Origin of the sequence: Magnetospirillum sp. ME-1 (assembly GCF_002105535.1) — a bacterium.
Taxonomy (GTDB): domain Bacteria; phylum Pseudomonadota; class Alphaproteobacteria; order Rhodospirillales; family Magnetospirillaceae; genus Phaeospirillum.
This window is the reverse complement of sequence record NZ_CP015848.1, coordinates 2,370,006-2,385,912: the sequence shown is the minus strand read 5'-3', so window position 1 is coordinate 2,385,912 and position 15,907 is coordinate 2,370,006. Positions and strand designations below refer to the sequence as shown.

23 protein-coding genes are annotated in these 15,907 nt (G+C 66.0%); 8 read left to right on the top strand and 15 right to left on the bottom strand.

The genetic code is table 11. From position 1 onward, the window contains the following. Positions 1–8: 8 nt before the first annotated feature. Positions 9–506, top strand: a complete 498-nt coding sequence (locus tag WV31_RS11230) for a hypothetical protein (RefSeq protein ID WP_145980843.1) — start codon at positions 9–11, stop codon at positions 504–506. On the opposite strand, the gene WV31_RS11225 is transcribed toward WV31_RS11230, so the two are convergent. Further along, positions 482–1,117, bottom strand: a complete 636-nt coding sequence (locus WV31_RS11225) for a cation diffusion facilitator family transporter (protein ID WP_068438247.1) — start codon at positions 1,115–1,117, stop codon at positions 482–484. The two genes, WV31_RS11230 and WV31_RS11225, sit on opposite strands and share 25 nt — an antisense overlap. 63 nt (positions 1,118–1,180) lie before the next feature. Here WV31_RS11225 and WV31_RS11220 point away from each other — a divergent pair, with 63 nt between their 5' ends. Then, entirely contained in the window at positions 1,181–1,585 is a 405-nt protein-coding gene (locus WV31_RS11220) for a MerR family transcriptional regulator (protein WP_068438250.1), read from the top strand. Between the two features lie 10 nt (positions 1,586–1,595). Here WV31_RS11220 and WV31_RS11215 read toward each other — a convergent pair whose 3' ends face one another. From WV31_RS11215 to WV31_RS11205, 3 genes are read right to left on the bottom strand one after another with little or no spacing between them, the layout of a single operon-like run. Further along, the gene (locus WV31_RS11215; RefSeq protein ID WP_068438253.1) at positions 1,596–1,922 is read right to left on the bottom strand and encodes a YnfA family protein; all 327 of its coding nucleotides are present in this window, start codon (positions 1,920–1,922) and stop codon (positions 1,596–1,598) included. Next, the gene (locus WV31_RS11210; RefSeq protein WP_442915430.1) at positions 1,923–2,951 is read right to left on the bottom strand and encodes a DMT family transporter; all 1,029 of its coding nucleotides are present in this window, start codon (positions 2,949–2,951) and stop codon (positions 1,923–1,925) included. Between the two features lie 48 nt (positions 2,952–2,999). Further along, positions 3,000–3,680, bottom strand: coding sequence for a recombinase family protein (locus tag WV31_RS11205; RefSeq protein WP_068438706.1), 681 nt, complete (start codon positions 3,678–3,680; stop codon positions 3,000–3,002). 170 nt (positions 3,681–3,850) lie between these two features. On the opposite strand from WV31_RS11205, the gene WV31_RS11200 reads away from it, so the two are divergent. The 4 genes from WV31_RS11200 to WV31_RS11185 all read left to right on the top strand — a co-directional run bounded on the left by WV31_RS11200 (position 3,851) and on the right by WV31_RS11185 (position 6,373). Further along, entirely contained in the window at positions 3,851–4,081 is a 231-nt protein-coding gene (locus WV31_RS11200) for an AbrB/MazE/SpoVT family DNA-binding domain-containing protein (protein ID WP_168185924.1), read from the top strand. Then, positions 4,074–4,475, top strand: a complete 402-nt coding sequence (locus WV31_RS11195) for a type II toxin-antitoxin system VapC family toxin (RefSeq protein ID WP_145980842.1) — start codon at positions 4,074–4,076, stop codon at positions 4,473–4,475. Before WV31_RS11200 ends, WV31_RS11195 begins: the two co-directional genes overlap by 8 nt. A 98-nt stretch (positions 4,476–4,573) precedes the next feature. Continuing rightward, a complete protein-coding gene (locus tag WV31_RS11190; RefSeq protein WP_237051262.1) occupies positions 4,574–5,101 on the top strand; it encodes a LexA family protein in 528 nt (175 codons plus the stop codon). A 3-nt stretch (positions 5,102–5,104) separates the two neighbouring features. Beyond that, positions 5,105–6,373 (top strand): Y-family DNA polymerase, encoded by a 1,269-nt coding sequence (locus tag WV31_RS11185; protein ID WP_085373651.1) that lies wholly within the window; start codon positions 5,105–5,107, stop codon positions 6,371–6,373. Positions 6,374–6,376: 3 nt separating this feature from the next. Here WV31_RS11185 and WV31_RS11180 read toward each other — a convergent pair whose 3' ends face one another. From WV31_RS11180 to WV31_RS11145, 8 genes are read right to left on the bottom strand one after another with little or no spacing between them, the layout of a single operon-like run. Next, a complete protein-coding gene (locus tag WV31_RS11180) occupies positions 6,377–6,556 on the bottom strand; it encodes a hypothetical protein (protein ID WP_085373650.1) in 180 nt (59 codons plus the stop codon). A gap of 53 nt (positions 6,557–6,609) precedes the next feature. Further along, positions 6,610–7,773, bottom strand: a complete 1,164-nt coding sequence (locus tag WV31_RS11175; protein WP_085373649.1) for a hypothetical protein — start codon at positions 7,771–7,773, stop codon at positions 6,610–6,612. Positions 7,774–7,786: 13 nt separating this feature from the next. Next, a complete protein-coding gene (locus WV31_RS11170; RefSeq protein WP_085373648.1) occupies positions 7,787–8,029 on the bottom strand; it encodes a hypothetical protein in 243 nt (80 codons plus the stop codon). 1 nt (position 8,030) lies between these two features. Continuing rightward, entirely contained in the window at positions 8,031–8,447 is a 417-nt protein-coding gene (locus tag WV31_RS11165; RefSeq protein ID WP_145980841.1) for a hypothetical protein, read from the bottom strand. 14 nt (positions 8,448–8,461) lie between these two features. Next, positions 8,462–9,259 carry a metallophosphoesterase gene (locus WV31_RS11160; protein ID WP_085373646.1) on the bottom strand — a complete coding sequence of 266 codons (798 nt, stop codon included), beginning with the start codon at positions 9,257–9,259 and terminating at the stop codon, positions 8,462–8,464. 4 nt (positions 9,260–9,263) lie between these two features. Then, a complete protein-coding gene (locus tag WV31_RS11155; RefSeq protein ID WP_085373645.1) occupies positions 9,264–9,749 on the bottom strand; it encodes a hypothetical protein in 486 nt (161 codons plus the stop codon). Beyond that, positions 9,746–10,363 carry a hypothetical protein gene (locus WV31_RS11150; RefSeq protein WP_085373644.1) on the bottom strand — a complete coding sequence of 206 codons (618 nt, stop codon included), beginning with the start codon at positions 10,361–10,363 and terminating at the stop codon, positions 9,746–9,748. Before WV31_RS11150 ends, WV31_RS11155 begins: the two co-directional genes overlap by 4 nt. Next, positions 10,356–11,714, bottom strand: coding sequence for a site-specific integrase (locus WV31_RS11145; protein ID WP_168185922.1), 1,359 nt, complete (start codon positions 11,712–11,714; stop codon positions 10,356–10,358). Before WV31_RS11145 ends, WV31_RS11150 begins: the two co-directional genes overlap by 8 nt. Positions 11,715–11,987: 273 nt before the next feature. Here WV31_RS11145 and WV31_RS11140 point away from each other — a divergent pair, with 273 nt between their 5' ends. Beyond that, positions 11,988–13,367, top strand: coding sequence for a hypothetical protein (locus WV31_RS11140; RefSeq protein WP_085373642.1), 1,380 nt, complete (start codon positions 11,988–11,990; stop codon positions 13,365–13,367). Between the two features lie 12 nt (positions 13,368–13,379). On the opposite strand, the gene WV31_RS11135 is transcribed toward WV31_RS11140, so the two are convergent. The 3 genes from WV31_RS11135 to WV31_RS11125 are packed head-to-tail and all read right to left on the bottom strand — an operon-like array spanning position 13,380 to position 14,933. Next, entirely contained in the window at positions 13,380–13,613 is a 234-nt protein-coding gene (locus WV31_RS11135) for a hypothetical protein (RefSeq protein ID WP_085373641.1), read from the bottom strand. A 40-nt stretch (positions 13,614–13,653) separates the two neighbouring features. Then, positions 13,654–14,280 (bottom strand): hypothetical protein, encoded by a 627-nt coding sequence (locus WV31_RS11130; protein WP_085373640.1) that lies wholly within the window; start codon positions 14,278–14,280, stop codon positions 13,654–13,656. Next, positions 14,277–14,933, bottom strand: a complete 657-nt coding sequence (locus WV31_RS11125; RefSeq protein ID WP_085373639.1) for a ParA family protein — start codon at positions 14,931–14,933, stop codon at positions 14,277–14,279. The genes WV31_RS11130 and WV31_RS11125 overlap by 4 nt, the downstream gene beginning before the upstream one ends. Before the next feature lie 201 nt (positions 14,934–15,134). On the opposite strand from WV31_RS11125, the gene WV31_RS11120 reads away from it, so the two are divergent. Continuing rightward, complete coding sequence (locus WV31_RS11120; protein WP_085373638.1) at positions 15,135–15,791, top strand: hypothetical protein; 657 nt, start codon at positions 15,135–15,137, stop codon at positions 15,789–15,791. The last annotated feature ends 116 nt before the right edge of the window (positions 15,792–15,907 follow it).

Here is a 15,907-nt window from a genome sequence, read left to right as displayed (position 1 = left end):
AGGGGAACGTGATCCGGCCAGCTACCGCATGCCTCCTCTGCGCCGTCCTGCTGTCGTCGCCGGTCTCGGCGCGGCAGCAGGCCGCCGGCCCCATCGGGGAGGTGTCATCGGCTCCACCGCCCAGGGAGCATCTCGCCAATACCCGCGCCCTGCCATTGTCGCGGCTGCTGGGGCTGTGCGGCGAGGTCAAGAAGCTGATTGCTTTGGAAAGACAGTTGGGCAAGCGCCCCTTGACCCAGGAAGACATCCATGTGGTCAGCAACGGCACCAAGTGTTTGGCGGCCACGGCTTCCATCTTCGAGACCATCCGGGTGATGGCCCCCCTGTATCAGGAGCGTCTGGTCTGCATGCCCAGCGGAGTCAAGGATCAGGACTTGCTCGAAGGCATGCTGAAATGGCTGGAAGGCCAGGATCGCCAGGGAAATGACGACATCTTCCGTCTCAGCGCGCCGCAAGCCTTCATCATCTATATCCGCAAGGCCTATCCCTGTACCACGGGGGAATAGCGCAGTTCGGCCAGGGCATGGCGCAGGACCTGGTACGCTCCGCTCAGCGCCAGGGCGGCCATGATCCCGGCCACCGCGAAATCGGGCCAGCCCGAACCGGAAGCGAAGACGCCGCCGGCAGCGGCCAGGACGGCCAGATTGCCGATGGCGTCATTGCGCGAGCAGATCCACACCGAGCGCATGTTGCTGTCGCCCTCGCGGAAGGCATAAAGCATGATCGCCACAGTCACGTTGGCGATGAAGGCGGCGATGCTGACCGCCCCCATCACCTGGGATTCCGGGACGGTGCCGTTCAGCGCATGCAGCAAGGTGTTGCCGATCACCCACAGGCCGAACGCCCCCATGGTCGCCCCCTTGATCACCGACGCCTGCGCCCGGCGCCGCAGGCTCATGCCCAGGACGAACAGGCTGACGGCGTAATTGGCGGCGTCACCGAGGAAGTCCAGGGAATCCGCCTGTAGCGACGACGACCCGGCCGCCATGCCGGCGACGATCTCGACGACGAACATCCCGGCATTGATGGCCAGCGCCGCCCACAACGCCCGACGGAAACGCAGGGTAGTTCCACCTGACGGCGGCTGACATCCACCCTGGCAGCAATTTGCGCCCATACCTCCCTCCCGAAACCAATCCAGGATATGATGAGGCCTGTAGCGACTACAGGGTCAAGGGTGATGACGAATCAGAATCATGGACTGACCATCGGCGCACTCGGCAAGGCCACCGGCGTCAATATCGAAACCATCCGCTACTACGAGCGCATCGGCTTATTGCCCGAACCGGGGCGAACATCGGCGGGCTACCGCCAATATGGCGATGAGCATCTGCGGAGGCTGTCCTTCATCCGCAAGGGACGCGATCTCGGTTTCAGCATCGAGGCGATCCGGGCGCTGTTGCGTTTGGCCGAGCATCCCGAGCAACCGTGCGAGGATGCCGACCGGTTGGCCTCGGCACATCTGGTTGAGGTCGAGCGCAAGATCGAGGAATTGGGGCGATTGCGGGATGCCCTGCGCCAAATGACCGCGTGCTGTGCGGGAACCGTTGCCGAGTGCCGCATCATCGACGCTCTGGCCTCATGACAATCCGAAATCAGGGCGACCGGGGTGCAAACAGGATGATGGCCGCGCCGGTCAGACAGATCGCGGCACCGAGAACATCCCACCGGTCGGGGCGATTGCCCTCCACCAGCCACAGCCATGCCAGCGAAGCCAGGATGTAGACCCCACCATAGGCGGCGTAGGCGCGTCCGGCGAAGTCGGTCTCGATTCGGGTCAACAACCACGCGAAGACGGCGAGGCTGGCCATGCCGGGTAGCAGCCAGACCATCGGCTTGCCCAGCCGCAGCCATGCCCAGAAGGCGAAACAGCCGCCGATCTCGGCGAAAGCTGCCAGAACATAGGTGGGAATGGACAGCATTCAGCTATGCCCATGCCGGTGGTGCGCGTCGGGGAAATGGGGGTGCTGATGGATCATCGGCTCATGCCGATGAGGATGCACATGCGCCCCCTGCGGCTCGTCTCCGTGATGGTGATGATGCTCGTCATGCTCATGGGTATGTTCATGTTCCAAGGCGTCATGGTGATGATCATGTTCGTGACGCTCGGTCAGGTGCAGCCAGACGCCAACGCCCATCAGCGCCGCCGCCGCAACCAGACGCAGGGTAATGGATTCCCCGAGCAGCAGCACGGAGACGGTGGCTCCGACGAACGGGGCGGTCGAGAAGTAGGCGCCAGTCCGTGCGGTTCCCAGTTCCCGCAGTCCAACCACGAAGGCGACAAGGCTGATGCCGTAGCCGAGGAAGCCGATGGCCCCCGCGGCGACGATGGTTGCAGGAGGAGGGATCTGTACACCCATGGCAACGGCCAGCACCACATTGGTCACGCCCGCGCCCAACCCCTTGATGGCGGCGATCTGCACCGGATCGGACAGCGACACCTTGCGGGTCAGGTTGTTGTCGATGGCCCAGCACAGACAGGCGGCCAGAACGGCAAGGGACGGCCACGACGGTTCGACCGAACCGCTCGGCCAGGACAGCACCGCCGCACCCGCCACGATGGCGAGCATGCCGAGCACGATGCGGCGATCAGCATTTTCCTTGAACACCACCCAGGCCAGTACGGCGGTGAGCACCCCTTCGGCATTCAGCAGCAGTGACGAAGTGGCGGCGGAAGTGCCCGACAATCCGTACATGAGCAGTACGGGGCCAGCAACACCACCCGAGAGAATGGCTCCGACCAGCCACGGCCACTCTCCGGAGCCAAGTTTGGACCGCTCGCCCTTGGTCACAAGGCGGACGACGCTCAGTCCGATCCCCGAGCCCAGATACAGAACACCCGCCAGCAGCCATGGATCGATACCACCGAGCAGCAGCTTGGCGAACGGAGTGCTGCCGCCGAACAGGATGGCGGCGGCCAGCGCGGCCAGGATGCCTTTGTGCTTCATCATCGAGCCAGAATACTTGGGGCTGGGAATCAATGGAATATCACACGGATCTTATGCCATAGAACCAGTGTCGGATCTCAGAACAAGCCGTACGGTCATCGGATGCCAGCGCCGCCCTCTCGCCGTTCTGATACCGCGGCTGTTTAATTCGTCAGCAATCGCAGCGAAAGTGGTAAAGCCTTCGCCCTGGATCTCCTTGATCACCGCGAGGAATTCCGTTCTCCGACTTGCGGCCCCCTCCTTCACTGCCGCGACGGCCGCGGAGTTGCCGTATGGCCGTAGGTGCGCAGCACCCAATGGGCAGCCCAACTTGGTTCCGCGCGCTTTCGTCGCCGCCAGCGCCACCTTGGTGCGTTCGGAAATCAGACGAGCTTCATGCTCAGCTACCGCCGCCAGGATATGCAAGGTGAATCGGCTGGCCAGCGGCATGTCCACGGCAACGAATTCGAACCCGCTCGCCTCCATCAGATTCGCGATGAACGCAACGTTACGAGCCAATCGGTCCAGTTTGGCGATCACCAGCGTTGCCCCGGTGCGCCGGCAATGTGTCATGGCAGCTGCAAGCTGGGGCCGGTCATTCTTCTTGCCAGATTCGACCTCGACATAATCGGCAATCGATTCCCCATTGTGGCGGCGTAGATAATCGCTCACTGCCATCTGCTGTGCTTCGAGACCCAGGCCGGAACGGCCTTGTTTCACAGTCGATACTCTGTAGTAAGAGACGCAGCGCACGGCCAAAACCCCGATCTATAAAACCGCCTAACGTCCGTTAGCGGGTTTTATATCATAAGAATATGGGAAAGTGCGACTGCCATCGCAGACATTGAGATCTGTTTGCAAAAATGGCATAATGACAAAAATGGCATCATGAGCGTGATGATATGAATGAGATACACGTCACTATGGCCGCCAATGGTCGTATCGTTGTTCCGTCACAGGTTAGATCATGCCTCGGCATGGAAAAGGGTGGCGGCTTTGTGATGACAGTAGATGAGGGGGGCACAATCCATCTCGAGCCACTGCGCAATGTCATCGCCCGTGTCCAGGATGAGGTAAGGGGCTATATCCCCGACGATGTCGATCTGGTTGACGAGCTGTCAGCCGACCGTCGGCAGGAAGCGGCCCATGAGTAAAGTCGTCCTCGACGCTTCGGCCCTGCTGGCTCTCATTCATCGAGAGCCCGGGCAAGAGATTGTCGCTGACGCGGTGGTCGATTCCATCATCTCTGCCGTTAATTTGGCCGAGGTCATCGGCAAGTTGGCCGAGCGCGGCGTTCCTCAGGATCGTGCCAAGGACATCGCCCTGTCATTCGGCATTGAGGTCGTATCGTTGGATGTGGACATCGCCGCCAAGGCGGGCCAACTGCGCCCGAGTACCCGTTCGGCGGGGCTGTCGCTCGGCGACCGCTGCTGTCTGGCCACTGCGATGGCATTGGGGCTGCCGACGCTAACCGCCGAGGCTGCCTGGGAGCCACTGGCCGCTATTTTGGGCGTTGAGGTGCGGAACATCCGCGCAAGGGGACATTGAGCGGGGACTATAGCTGAACAGTAATGGGAAATGGGGACGTGCGCGGCGACGTTCTGGCTTCGTGCGACCTTGGCGTACAAGAAATGCACTTTCGTTAGGTGACCCCCGTAAAGGGAATCAGGTGCGTTCCTGATTTGTCCGGCTTAGCGTTGTTTGGCGTAGAAACCTTGCAGTGCCCCCCTCTTCCGCCCGGAACCCACCGGGCCTCCGATCGCGGCTACGCGCCGCCGGAGGGCGCTGCGCCGATCTACTCGGCGCTAGTCGCCGCCGGATTCCCTTCGCCCGCCGACGATCACCTGGAAGGTTCGCTGGATCTGCACCGCCTGATGGTCAAGCGCCCGGCGGCGACCTTCTTCTGCCGCGCCTCCGGCGACAGCATGGTGCCGGCCGGCGTGAGGGATGGAGATCTCCTCGTCGTGGATCGCTCCATCGAGCCGCAGGACGGCGACATCGTCGTGGCTACGCTCGACGGCGGCCTCGCCGTGAAGCTGCTGCGCCGGACGCTGGAGGGATGGGAGCTGGCCTCGGCCAATCCCGACTACCCGTCGTTCCGCGTGGATCCCGAGGAAGGCGCCCGCGTGTGGGGCGTGGTGACCCATTCGGTGTCCGCCCTCGCCCGGCGCTGAGCCATGGCCAGATTTTCCCTATGTGACGTAAACAACGCTTATGCAAGCTTCGAACGGGTGTTCGACCCTTCCCTGGAAGGCCGGCCAATCGTGATTCTATCAGGCAACGATGGGTGCGCAATCGCCCGCAGCGCCGAGGCCAAGGCCCTGGGCATCGAGATGGGCGAGCCGGCCTTCAAGCTCCGGCGGTTCGAGAAGGATGGCTTGGTGATGCTGTCCTCGAACTTCCCGCTCTACGGCGACATGTCGGCCCGGGTGATGGCGGTGCTGGCCACCTTCTCGCCGGGCATCGAGGTGTATTCCATCGACGAGGCGTTCCTCGATCTGTCCGGCATGCCGCAGGCGGACATGACGCCCTGGTGCCGGGAGGTCAAGGCAACGGTCCAGCGCTGGACGGGCGTCCCGATCTCCGTCGGCGTCGGCTCGACCAAGACGCTGGCCAAGCTCGCGAACCGGCTGGCCAAGAAGTCGAAGAAGGCGGACGGGGCGCTGGATCTCACGGCGGACCCCGCCTGGCTCGAACCGGCCCTGAAGCGCACGCCGGTGGGAGATGTCTGGGGCATAGGCCGCCAGTTCGCCGCCAAGTGCGGCGTGGAGGGCATCCGCACGGCCTGGGACCTGTCCCAGCGGCCTGACGGATGGATACGCAAGGCGATGGGCGCCGTGGGCCTGCGCACCGTCATGGAGCTGCGCGGCATCCCTGTTCTGGACCTCGAGGTGGATGCCGGGGACCGGAAGTCGGCCTGCGTCTCGCGCACCTTCGGCGAGTCCGTCGAGGATCTGGATTCGGTGAAGGACGCCGTGGCGGAGTTCGCCGGCCGCGCCGCCGCCCGCCTGCGCCGGGATGGATTGCTGGCCGGGGCCGTGCAGGCCTTCGCCATGACCGATCGCTTCCGCAAGGACGAGCCGCAGGCCTCCATCGGAATGACGCTGCCCCTGGCCCCCGCCTCGAACGCCACGCCGGCGATCACGTCCCTCGCGCTGAGCGCCATCGAGCGCTCGTTCCGTCCCGGATACCGCTGGCGCAAGGCCGGCGTCCTGCTGCTGGATCTCGTCCGGCCCGAGGATGTGCCGGCCGATCTGTTCGCACCCCCGGCGCCCGTGCGCTCCGATGCGTTGATGAAGGCGATCGACGAGCTGTCGGACCGCATGGGGCGCGGCGCCATCGGCTTCGGCCTCCGATCGGAGGATGCCGCCTGGCGGGCCCGCTCCGGCAACCGCTCGCCGTCCTGGACGACGCGCTGGGAGGATCTCCCGGTGGTCAAGGCGTAGGGATCAGGCGTCGTCGCCGCGCCCGCCGAACAGCATCTCCAGCCCGAGGATGCCGAGGATGATCCACTTGAGCTTCCAGACCACCCAGAGGATGCCGCCGCCGACGAGGGCGACGGGGACGGGGATGCCGAGCAGGAAGTGCCCGAGCCCAGCGAGGAAGAGGAAGAAGACGACGGACGGCATGGCGCTCTCCCGGTCTGATGCGGTGCTCTGAATATGGGAGCCGCCTCCGGAGCTCAGCTCGCCCCGGCGAGCCGGGCAAGGATCTCGTCGGCCGACGGCAGTAGCCAGGGTTCGAGGGATTCCGCCGCAGTGAGGAGCCGGGACTCCTTCACGGATCGATCCCAGGCGATCTTCGGCAGGTCTCCCGTGTCGGCCAGGATCTCCGTGCAGCGGGGCGCATTGACGTCGACGCGGAGGGTGCCGGCGTAGTCCTCGTTCTCCGGCGTGCCGATCAGCAGGGCGAAGACGACGCCGTCCTGCTCGATGGCCGGTTGGCGGCCTATCCATTCCGGTGTCCAGAGCGTTCCATCCGGACCCCGATAGAACATGGCCGAGATGTTGATATGGACCTGCTTGGGAAGCCCTTCCGGAAGCGCGAGGCGCGGCCAGATCTCGACGAAGCCGGGCGGCGTCGGCGCGTCGGGCCGGACCGCGCGGGCCAGGAAGCGCCAGTCCCCGCTCCCGTCGTCCGGCCAGTATTCCGTCGTCCCGGCCGCAACGAGGATTCGGCAGGCGGTGTGGAAGCGGCCTGCGAGGGCACGGGTGGCGGCGTGGAGCCTGGCTTTGCTCATGGCGGTCCTTGTCCGGCGGGTGCTGTTGCGGTAGGGAGCTTCGGCCTCCGCCCAGAGTTCATGGACCCGCTGGGCGATGGGGCCGAGGGCCGTGCAAGCTGCGGTCTTGATTGCCCTGTCCAGGTCCGCGGCTTCCAGATCCTCGGTGAAGGCGGCGCCGTCCTCCTTCCAGGGCATGAGGAACTGGAGGAGGCCGTCAATGCGGTTGGGGAACTGCGGGTGTCCGCAGTCTTCCAGGGCCGTGGCGATGCCGGTCTCGAGGGCCTGACCGGTGACGATGAGGTCCTTCAGGCGCCGTCCTAATTCGTCGGGCAGTCCGGGGATGTCGGGCACCGCTACCGCGAGCTTCCCGCGCTCGCCCTGCGCGAGGATCTGCATGGTCGCGGCGTAGGCGTTGAAGCGGGGGAACCGGACGAGCAGATCGCGCAGATCGGTGTCCTCTGCGGTCCGGTGGATCTCCTGGAGCACGGGCAGGTACTGCACCAGCTTCCTGACGGCTTCCTCGGCGGTCATGCCCTTCCGCAGCAGGAAGTCCATCCGCCGGTGGATCTCCTCGGCCGCGCGTCGATTGGCGGTCCGCTGCTTCTTTCCGGGCGGCGGGGTCATCGCGCGGCCGCCCTCAATCGTAGTCGGCCGGAACCGGCCAGTCGGTCGCGGCGAAGATGTCCTGGGCCTTGCGCAGATCCGCGATGGCGTCGGCGACGGCGATGCGCGCCTGCGACGGGTCGCTGGCCACTCCGGCCCCGTTGATGACGCGGCCTTCGAATTGCTGGGCGAGGCGTCGCATGGCCGCGCCGACATGCTCGAAGATCCGATCGGTGGCGTCGGCCGCTGCGTCGATCCTGCTGCTTCCTTCCGACATCCTATGCCTCCTGCATCCAGCGGCGCCGCAGCGCCGTCTTCGCCTCGTCGGCGGCCTCGCCGAGATCCCAGAGCCGGGGATACAGGGCACAGACCGCATGGCCGATCTCGACCAGCTCGTCATCCTCGCCGACCTCGGCGAAGTGCGCGGCCACCCGGACCGCCAGCGCGGTGCGCTCGGGATCCAGATTCGCGATGCACTCGCGGAAGGAGAAGGCGCAGTCGCTGTTCCAGATGCTCAGGACGAGCTTGGCCAGCGTCTCGGCGCTTCCCGTCCCGGGCTTCGCCTTTATCCAGTGCAGGGCCTCCGCGTAGGGTGTCATCGGCAAGGTGCTCCCGTGTTCGTTGATGCGAGGATCGCCGGGATCGGCGGGACGGGCAAGGGGGATGTTCGCCGTTCGTGCGGCCTTGGCGTACAAGGCATGCACTTTCGTTAGGACAGGACCTCCGCCCGGTCCTCATGGAACGCGGCGGCGGTGAGCCGTCCGTAGGCGAGGCCTGCCCCGGTGTCGAGGCCGACGCGATGCCCATGGACGGCTGGACGCCGATCCGGCTCCGTCCAGTGGCCGTGCACGACCACGGTGCCGAACCGTTCGATCAGCGTCGGCTCAGCTGAGGTCCGCATGCAGGGAAGCCATTCCCGATGTCCGTACACCAGGGCGTCGTAGGACTGCTCGTCCAGCGCCCTGCGGGGGTCGATGCCGGCATGGCTGAAGAACCAACGGCCCCACCGCCAGGACAGCAGCAGGTCCGCCAGGAAGGACTTGTGCGCCGCAGGGACGGCAGCCCGGAACTTCTTCGCGGCGATCCGCAGGTTCCTCGATCGCAGGCATGGGCCGTAGCTGTCCATCGTCGCGCGGCCGCCCTCTTCGTGAAGCCATTCCGCTGACGGTTCTCCGCCACGCAGGATGGCAGTCAGTGCGGCATCGTGGTTGCCCAGCAGGGGGACGAGATCGAAGCCGGAAGCCTCCGGCCCCGTGAGGATGTCCAGCACGCCCTTGGTGTCCGGCCCGCGGTCGCCGTAGTCGCCGAGCAGCACCAGGCGCGGGCGGACGATGCCATGCCCAGCGGCGTGGGCGCGGATGGCGTCCAGGCGATCCCGGAGCAGGTCGGAGCATCCGTGGATGTCGCCGATGGCGTAGATGCTGTCCATGGTCGATCCTTCCGAGGCGGCGGGCTCTTCCTTGGGAAGCCTGCCGCCGAGCCACGATGGCAGGATCGGCATGGACATGGGGCTATGGGAAGACACTTCCCTGCGCCGGCGGCGAAGCCCCGACGATCTCGCGCGGCCACTTCTTCCGATGGGCGTCGATGATGGCGATCGGCGGCGGCGTGCCGTGCTTGCGGCACAGTTCGAAGTAGTCGAGCTGGGCGAGCCGCCAGGCCTTCTCTTGTTCCGGCGATCGCAGGAGCTGGCGGGCGAGGTCGGTGCCGGGGAGCGGGCGCTTCCAGCGCAGGTGCTCGGTGGCCTTGGCTAGCGCCTCTTGGATCTCCATCGGCGCGGTCGCGCGGAGAATAGCGCCGTCGAGCGGGTCGCCCGGCGCGTCGATGACCTCGACCTCGCAGCCGAATCCGTCCGGCGCCTCGATCACGAGGACCCTGCCGCCCTTCACGCCGCCGATCAGGGTGGCGATCAGGCCCTCGGCCGGCCAGAGGACCTCGATGCCCTCGACGATCCGCCGCTCTCCGATGAGCCATTTCATGCTGATGGGCTTGTTCATGCGAGACCATAATCCTTGAACGGCGGATCCTCGCCGGCCTGCAAAGCGGCCCAGATCTCGTCCAAGCGCTCCCCGACCATGCCGGCGTCGTTCCATGCCTGCTCGAGCAACAGCTTCGATGCTTCAGCTCGATCGCGGATTTCGACCCGGGCGATGTCGTCGCTGAACCACATGATGGACGCGGAGGAATCCTCCAGCATTCCGGGTTTGGGTGTGGACAGCACGGTGATCATGCGCGTCTTGGTCCCGAACACATCCCCGAGCGCTGCGATGGCGAGCTCGAGCCGCTTCTGCCGCTCCCCGCTCGGGAAAGCCCTCACCGAGCATCTTTCGACGTGGTCTGCATCGTAGATGGCCGATCGCCACGCTCCGGCCAGAATGATGTCCGAGCCGTTGCGGAAGCTCATGTCGCTGCAGAACCGGACGAACCTGTCGAGGCCGGCGACGATGCGCGAATGGATCCGCAGCATCCGCTTCTCCCTCTGCTGGTAGGCTGCGGTTGCGCGTATGGCCCGAAGGGCGAACACCTTCTCGGCGCTCGACATGCGGATGGCCTTGTGAAGCGCGATGTCCCTTTCATTCAGCTTCGGCGGGTAAGGTGTCTTTTCAGTCATGCCCGTCCTTCGTCCCGGCGCTGCTGCGCCTCGCCATGGTCATCGAAGCGCCATTCTTCCACACTTCCTCATCGCGCACATAGCGCTTGGCCATATCGACCGAACGCCAGCGGCCTTGGTCCATGATCTCGGCGAGGCTGGCGCCATTGGCCGAGGCGCTGGTGGCGAGGCCGGAGCGCAAGGAATGCCCGGAATACCCATCGGGGTCGATGCCGGCGCGAAGAGCGGCCTCCTTGATCATCCGGACCACCGCGACGTCGGAGAGCTTGCGCCCCAGAGGGCGTCCGGTCTTGGAGAGCGCGCAGAACAGGTGGGCATCGCCCCTGCGCTCGTCGTCGGTGAGGGGAACGTCACGCCGCGCATGCGAACTCCGCCCGCGATGGTCCATCCACGCCGCGAGCGCGGCCCGCACGTCGGTGTTCGGGTCTTCCGCGCCATGGATGGCCACCACGACGCCTTCGCCCTCCTGGTCGGTCTTGGAGCGCCTAATGGAGACAAGGACACCGCGCTCCTCGATGCGGACATCGTTGATGCGAAGCTCCACAAGCTCGCTTCTTCGAGTCGCCGCGCCGAAGCCCACGAGGAGCATCGCCCGGTCTCGGATGCCGACCGCCGTATCGGGACAGGCCGCGACCAGCCTTTCGAGGACGCGCGCACGCACGGGCTTGGCTTGGCGCGTCGGAGCCGAACCCTTTTCCCGGATGGCGCCGCCCAGGACGGACGCGATGGCCTGGTGCTTGGAATCCAGCTGCAGCCCGACGAGCCGGTGGGCCGCGACGATGGCCGCGAGGCGGAGGCGGACGGAGGCTGGGGCCAAGCGCTCGGAGGCGTCGGCGAGGTGCAAGGCGATCACGGCTGGATCCCCGCACAGGGGTTCGAAGCCGAAGCGATCGCACCACAGGGCGAACTGCTTCCATGCCGAGCGGTAGGAGCGGATCGTGTTGTCGGCCTTCGACTTCCTGGCCAGCCGGTTCGCTCTCTCGGCGATCCGGACGATGGCCGTGTCGTCGGCGATCACGGAGGGAAGGTTGAGCGTGCCGAACAGCTCGGTGTCGAGGGGTGAATGGGAGACGACGGCGGGGAAGTTGGGGCGCAGGGTGCGGCGCACGATGTCGGGCGGAACCTCCTTCACATGACGGGCCGTGGCGGGCGGCCACCACCCACCGCTGGCCAGGTGTTCGATGGCGCCCTCGGAAAGCCCCCGGGCCGCTTCCGCCGGCTCGGACCACCAGTCGATCCAGGCGAGCAGGTCGTCGTCGCCGACGCCGGTTTCGGGAGGGCTGATGCGAAGGACCGCGGCCAGCTCATCGGCGCGGGCGCGGGCGGTCTTGGTCGTCGTGTCGGTCGTCATGGGACCATCCGAAATCTGCATCCGCCGCCGCGCAAGGCGACTGCTGGACCTGTTGGCGGGTGATGAGCGCCGCGAATCACCGATTCAGGTGCCTCATAGTGCCCACGATCGGAATCAAGGTCAATTTCATTCCGTCCTCTAATCGGAGTTATCAGACGGAATGATCCGCCAAGCCCATGAGGCCTCCCAGGGCAATTGCACGTACTGGGGTGTACCCTGCGCATGTTTTGTGCGATGATTGCGCTCGCCTGGATTCATGCGGGTTGGAACGTCATGGAAGCCTTTCCCGATCTCATTGACGCGCACCTCTCCCTGGGCCGCTTGGCCGAGAGGCTTTCCGACCCGGCGGTGCACAGCCTCTGGCTGGCCGATGCCATCCGGCGCGAGGCGATGGCCAGCATGCTGCTGGATGGGCGGCTGGTGACCATCGAGGACATCGCCATGGGCCGGGTCCGCCGCTGGAGCGGACTCGATCCTTCCGTCGAGCGCGCATTGTCCATCATCGCCGCCTGCGATTGCCTGTGCGGTCGTTCGCCGCTGCCGGTCGAGCCTCCCAAGGAGAAGCGGGACAAGAGGCTGAAGCCGCCGATCGCCGGCTTCCTCGGCATGCCCGATCCCGATGACGAGGGCATCTACGCCGGGCGCGGCGATGGGGACGATGAAGAGGATGCCGAACCGCTCTACCCCGATGATGAGGTGGAGGAGGAGCGTGCGCCATCCTCCATCCTGTCGGCCGAGGAAGCCATCCGCGCCGCGCGGGCGGAGATCGCAGGCGGCCATGCCGCTCTGGCCGGAGCGATGGCCGAACCGGCTTCACGCTCTCCCTCTTCGCCTCCGCTCCCCAGTCCCTTGTCGCATGATTGGCTCATGCTCGCCTGGCGGCGTCTCAACGGCCCGGCGGATGCCGAGGACGAGGTTCGCATCATGGAGGCGGGAACCATCATCGACGCGGCCCTGCAGCGGCCCGGACTGATCGGCGTGGCATCGGCCCTGCATGGCCTGCTTCGCCCGGACCTGTGGCCGGAGATCGAGGCGCCGGAACTGCCGGCCCTGGACAAGCCATCGAAGGACGCGCGCCGTGCGAAGGCCCGCGGCTGTCCGAAGAAGTCGATGCGCCTGCAGGAGGAACGGCAGCGCCAGGCCGATGCGCTTCGCGCGGCCGTGGCCGAGGGGCATGCGGGGATCTGTCCGGCCATGGCCTTCATCCGGATGATCGTGCCGTGGATCATCGCCCGGGCCTGCGGCCTGCGGCATCCCGGCCCGTGGATCTCGGGAGCCGTCCAGCGTTTCGGTCGCCGTGATTGGCAGGAGGCCGGTACCGTCGGGCACGACGCCTTCGTGCGGCGGCTCTGCCGCATCCTCGCCGATGGCTTCGATGCCGAGCGCGCCCGCCTGGATGAACTGGAGAGGTTGCTGGTCGCTTGGGAGCGCCGCATGCGCCACGGGCGCGCCCGGCGTGCCGGGAAGTCGCTGGAGGTTCTGCGGATGCTGATCGAGCAGCCGGCGCACGATACATCGTCGTTCGAACGGTGCCGGGGACTGAAGACCCGGATGGCCCAGGTCGCCCTCCACGATCTCGGGCGCTGCGGCGTGCTCTACGAGGGGACCGGAACGTACTCCGAGAGGATCTGGCTGGCCAACGGCCTTCGCTGAACCTCTCCGGGATCAGTCCATGTTTCCGGGAGCGAGGGCATCCATGCCGCGAGGGATGGAGATCTTCGCGAGGACTTCGCCCTGCCACTGGTGCCCGGGGCCATAATCGCCGGTACCGATGGCCCACCAGTCGCCATCCCTGTCCCGCTGCATCACGGTGACGGCATCGCCCGCGTCGGGATCGAGGGACCGGACGAGATAGAACCCGGAGCGATCGATGTCTTCGAGGGTGCAGGGATAGGCCATGGCATCCTCCTGTGCCGATGCCGGGAAGGTGGGCGCTGCCTCAGCGGCCGCCCAGCGCTTCGAGCTGGGCTTCGGCCTCGGCGATCCGGTCGTCGATCTGCTTCCGCTGCCGGCGCAGCCCGTCGATGGTGCGCACCAGGCGCTCGCGCCGCTTCAGGGTGCCTTCGGCCTCGGGTTCGGCCAGCAGCCGCTCCTTGGCCTTCGCGCGCTTGAACTCGGCCACTTCCTTGCGGGACACGTTCGGCCGGAGCAGCGGCGGCGCCATGCTTCGCGCCTCGGCAAGTTCCTCGGGCTTCATGGTGGCGAACAGGTAGGTCGTTGCGTAGGAGGTCGGCACCTCTTCCAGCGTCAGCACATTGCCGTCGATTGCGGCGGCGACCTTGCAGAGCTGGTAGGCGGTCTGGTAGCCGAAGGGCAGGCGGGAATTCACGAAGCCCTTGAAGGTGTCGTCCTGCATCTTGAGCGACTTCCTGGCCAGCAGAAGCGTCCGCCCGATGGCGAGGAAGCGGGATTCCGCGTCACGCCATAGCCGCTCGATGTCCTCGGCGTATTCCTCTTCGGTTTCGCGGGGGATGACGGTGGACTCGGCCCGGGCGATGCGCTCGTCGACCGAGGTGTGCCGCTGGGCCTGCGCCCGACTGACCTGCTTGAAGCCGCTGCCGGTCATGCCGGGCCTCCGATGCCAAGTTCCGCCCGGGTGAAGTTCCAGACGCCCGAGACGTATTCCCTCCCCTTCCCGCCCTTGAGCTCGAGGATGCCGATGCCCTGCGAGCTGGTGGTGGCCACGTCGTCGTAGGTCGGGATCTCGATGGGGCACACGCGCCCGTCCGACACGAGGATGGACTTCGCCTCGGTGAAGCTGCGGGTCCTGGGATTGACCCGGTTGAGGATGAAGGCTGCGTCGGTTCTGGTCTTGCGGATGAAGCGCATCCAGGGGCGCACGCTGTCGAGGTCGTCGTCGCTCTGGCCCGTGGGCACAAGGATGAGATCCACGGCGGCCGCCAGGATGCGGAAGGCCTCGGGGTGGTCTTCGATGGAGGGCGGCGTGTCGATGACGACGAGATCGAAGCCCGAGATCCCGGCCATGGCATCCTGCACGTCCTGGACCACCATCCCGGCTTCGTAGTGGGTGATCGGCGCCATATCGACCGGCCTCTTGCCATACCACTTGGTGAGGCTGCGCTGGGCATCGAGGTCCAGCGTGGCGACGGCCAGGCCGTCCAGCGCGGCGGCGACCGCGATGTTTCGGGCCAGAGTGGTCTTGCCGATGCCGCCCTTCGGTCCGGCGACGAGGAGCCTCTTCTGAACGGATGCGGTCATGCGCGTGGTTCTCCCATGGAGCATTGCGATCCTCTCATACCATGCCGTTGCGACGAATGGTACCGGATCATAAGACATGTCTTATGCGGATGAGGTGCCGGCCCGACATAAGACACGTCTTATGCCGCCCCCAGCCCTTTTCCGGGACTCCGCTTCAACGCGGGCACCCATCTTCGCCATGACGCGCACGGCGAGGACATCATGCCATCCATCCGCACAACGGCGACCGCTTCCCTTCTCTTCACCATGCTGGCCTTCGCCCCCATCGCCAACGCCCATGAGGAAGACGCCTCCCCCTTCTCTCTGAAGGATCCGCCCGCTCTGTCTTCGGAGCAGAACGCACGGCTCTCAACGGCGCTCGGTCTCCTGGCGAGCATCGATCCGTCCATCGAGCGAAAGGCGCCGAAGGTTCGCTTTGCCTTCTTCCCCCATGACGGGGTTCTCGCCGGCTACTTCGAGCCGAACAGGGGCATCGTCGGCCTCGATGAGGGGCGCAGCGACTGCGCCATGGCCGCGATGCTGGCCCATGAGCTGACCCATGCCGGAAGGCTCGGCGTCGGGCCGGGATCGAGGATGGTCCATCGGACGCAGGCATTCGCCGGGGACTACGCCGACTTCATGGTCGATGAGGAGGCGATCGCCTTCCTCGCGCAGATCCGGGTGGCGAAGGGCCTTCATTGCCTCGATGAATTCGAGCCGGCGGTGACGGCCTTGGAGGCGAGGACCTGGGGCAAGCCCGAGGCCGAGGCGCGCGCGATCTTCCGGACCACATACGACTTCGCTCCGGGATACTGGGCTTCGTATTTCATGGCCTTCATGGCCGATGGGCCGGGCGTCGCTCCATCATCGGGCCAATGAGGCCGCGAGGCTGAAGGCCGCTTCTGGACGCATGGTGAAATGGCACGGAAGGCGATCCTCCGTGGATTGCCCTCCGTGCCATCCGAAGCATTTCCCCATAGGTGCGCGAAATCGGA

Coding starts and splice junctions, on each gene's coding strand:
- WV31_RS11225 (WP_068438247.1), bottom strand. CDS start 1,117: ATGGGCGCAAATTGCTGCCAGGGTGGATGTCAGCCGCCGTCAGGTGGA.
- WV31_RS11220 (WP_068438250.1), top strand. CDS start 1,181: ATGACGAATCAGAATCATGGACTGACCATCGGCGCACTCGGCAAGGCC.
- WV31_RS11215 (WP_068438253.1), bottom strand. CDS start 1,922: ATGCTGTCCATTCCCACCTATGTTCTGGCAGCTTTCGCCGAGATCGGC.
- WV31_RS11210 (WP_442915430.1), bottom strand. CDS start 2,951: ATGATGAAGCACAAAGGCATCCTGGCCGCGCTGGCCGCCGCCATCCTG.
- WV31_RS11200 (WP_168185924.1), top strand. CDS start 3,851: ATGGCCGCCAATGGTCGTATCGTTGTTCCGTCACAGGTTAGATCATGC.
- WV31_RS11195 (WP_145980842.1), top strand. CDS start 4,074: ATGAGTAAAGTCGTCCTCGACGCTTCGGCCCTGCTGGCTCTCATTCAT.
- WV31_RS11185 (WP_085373651.1), top strand. CDS start 5,105: ATGGCCAGATTTTCCCTATGTGACGTAAACAACGCTTATGCAAGCTTC.
- WV31_RS11180 (WP_085373650.1), bottom strand. CDS start 6,556: ATGCCGTCCGTCGTCTTCTTCCTCTTCCTCGCTGGGCTCGGGCACTTC.
- WV31_RS11175 (WP_085373649.1), bottom strand. CDS start 7,773: ATGACCCCGCCGCCCGGAAAGAAGCAGCGGACCGCCAATCGACGCGCG.
- WV31_RS11170 (WP_085373648.1), bottom strand. CDS start 8,029: ATGTCGGAAGGAAGCAGCAGGATCGACGCAGCGGCCGACGCCACCGAT.
- WV31_RS11160 (WP_085373646.1), bottom strand. CDS start 9,259: ATGTCCATGCCGATCCTGCCATCGTGGCTCGGCGGCAGGCTTCCCAAG.
- WV31_RS11155 (WP_085373645.1), bottom strand. CDS start 9,749: ATGAACAAGCCCATCAGCATGAAATGGCTCATCGGAGAGCGGCGGATC.
- WV31_RS11150 (WP_085373644.1), bottom strand. CDS start 10,363: ATGACTGAAAAGACACCTTACCCGCCGAAGCTGAATGAAAGGGACATC.
- WV31_RS11145 (WP_168185922.1), bottom strand. CDS start 11,714: ATGACGACCGACACGACGACCAAGACCGCCCGCGCCCGCGCCGATGAG.
- WV31_RS11140 (WP_085373642.1), top strand. CDS start 11,988: ATGGAAGCCTTTCCCGATCTCATTGACGCGCACCTCTCCCTGGGCCGC.
- WV31_RS11135 (WP_085373641.1), bottom strand. CDS start 13,613: ATGGCCTATCCCTGCACCCTCGAAGACATCGATCGCTCCGGGTTCTAT.
- WV31_RS11130 (WP_085373640.1), bottom strand. CDS start 14,280: ATGACCGGCAGCGGCTTCAAGCAGGTCAGTCGGGCGCAGGCCCAGCGG.
- WV31_RS11125 (WP_085373639.1), bottom strand. CDS start 14,933: ATGACCGCATCCGTTCAGAAGAGGCTCCTCGTCGCCGGACCGAAGGGC.
- WV31_RS11120 (WP_085373638.1), top strand. CDS start 15,135: ATGCCATCCATCCGCACAACGGCGACCGCTTCCCTTCTCTTCACCATG.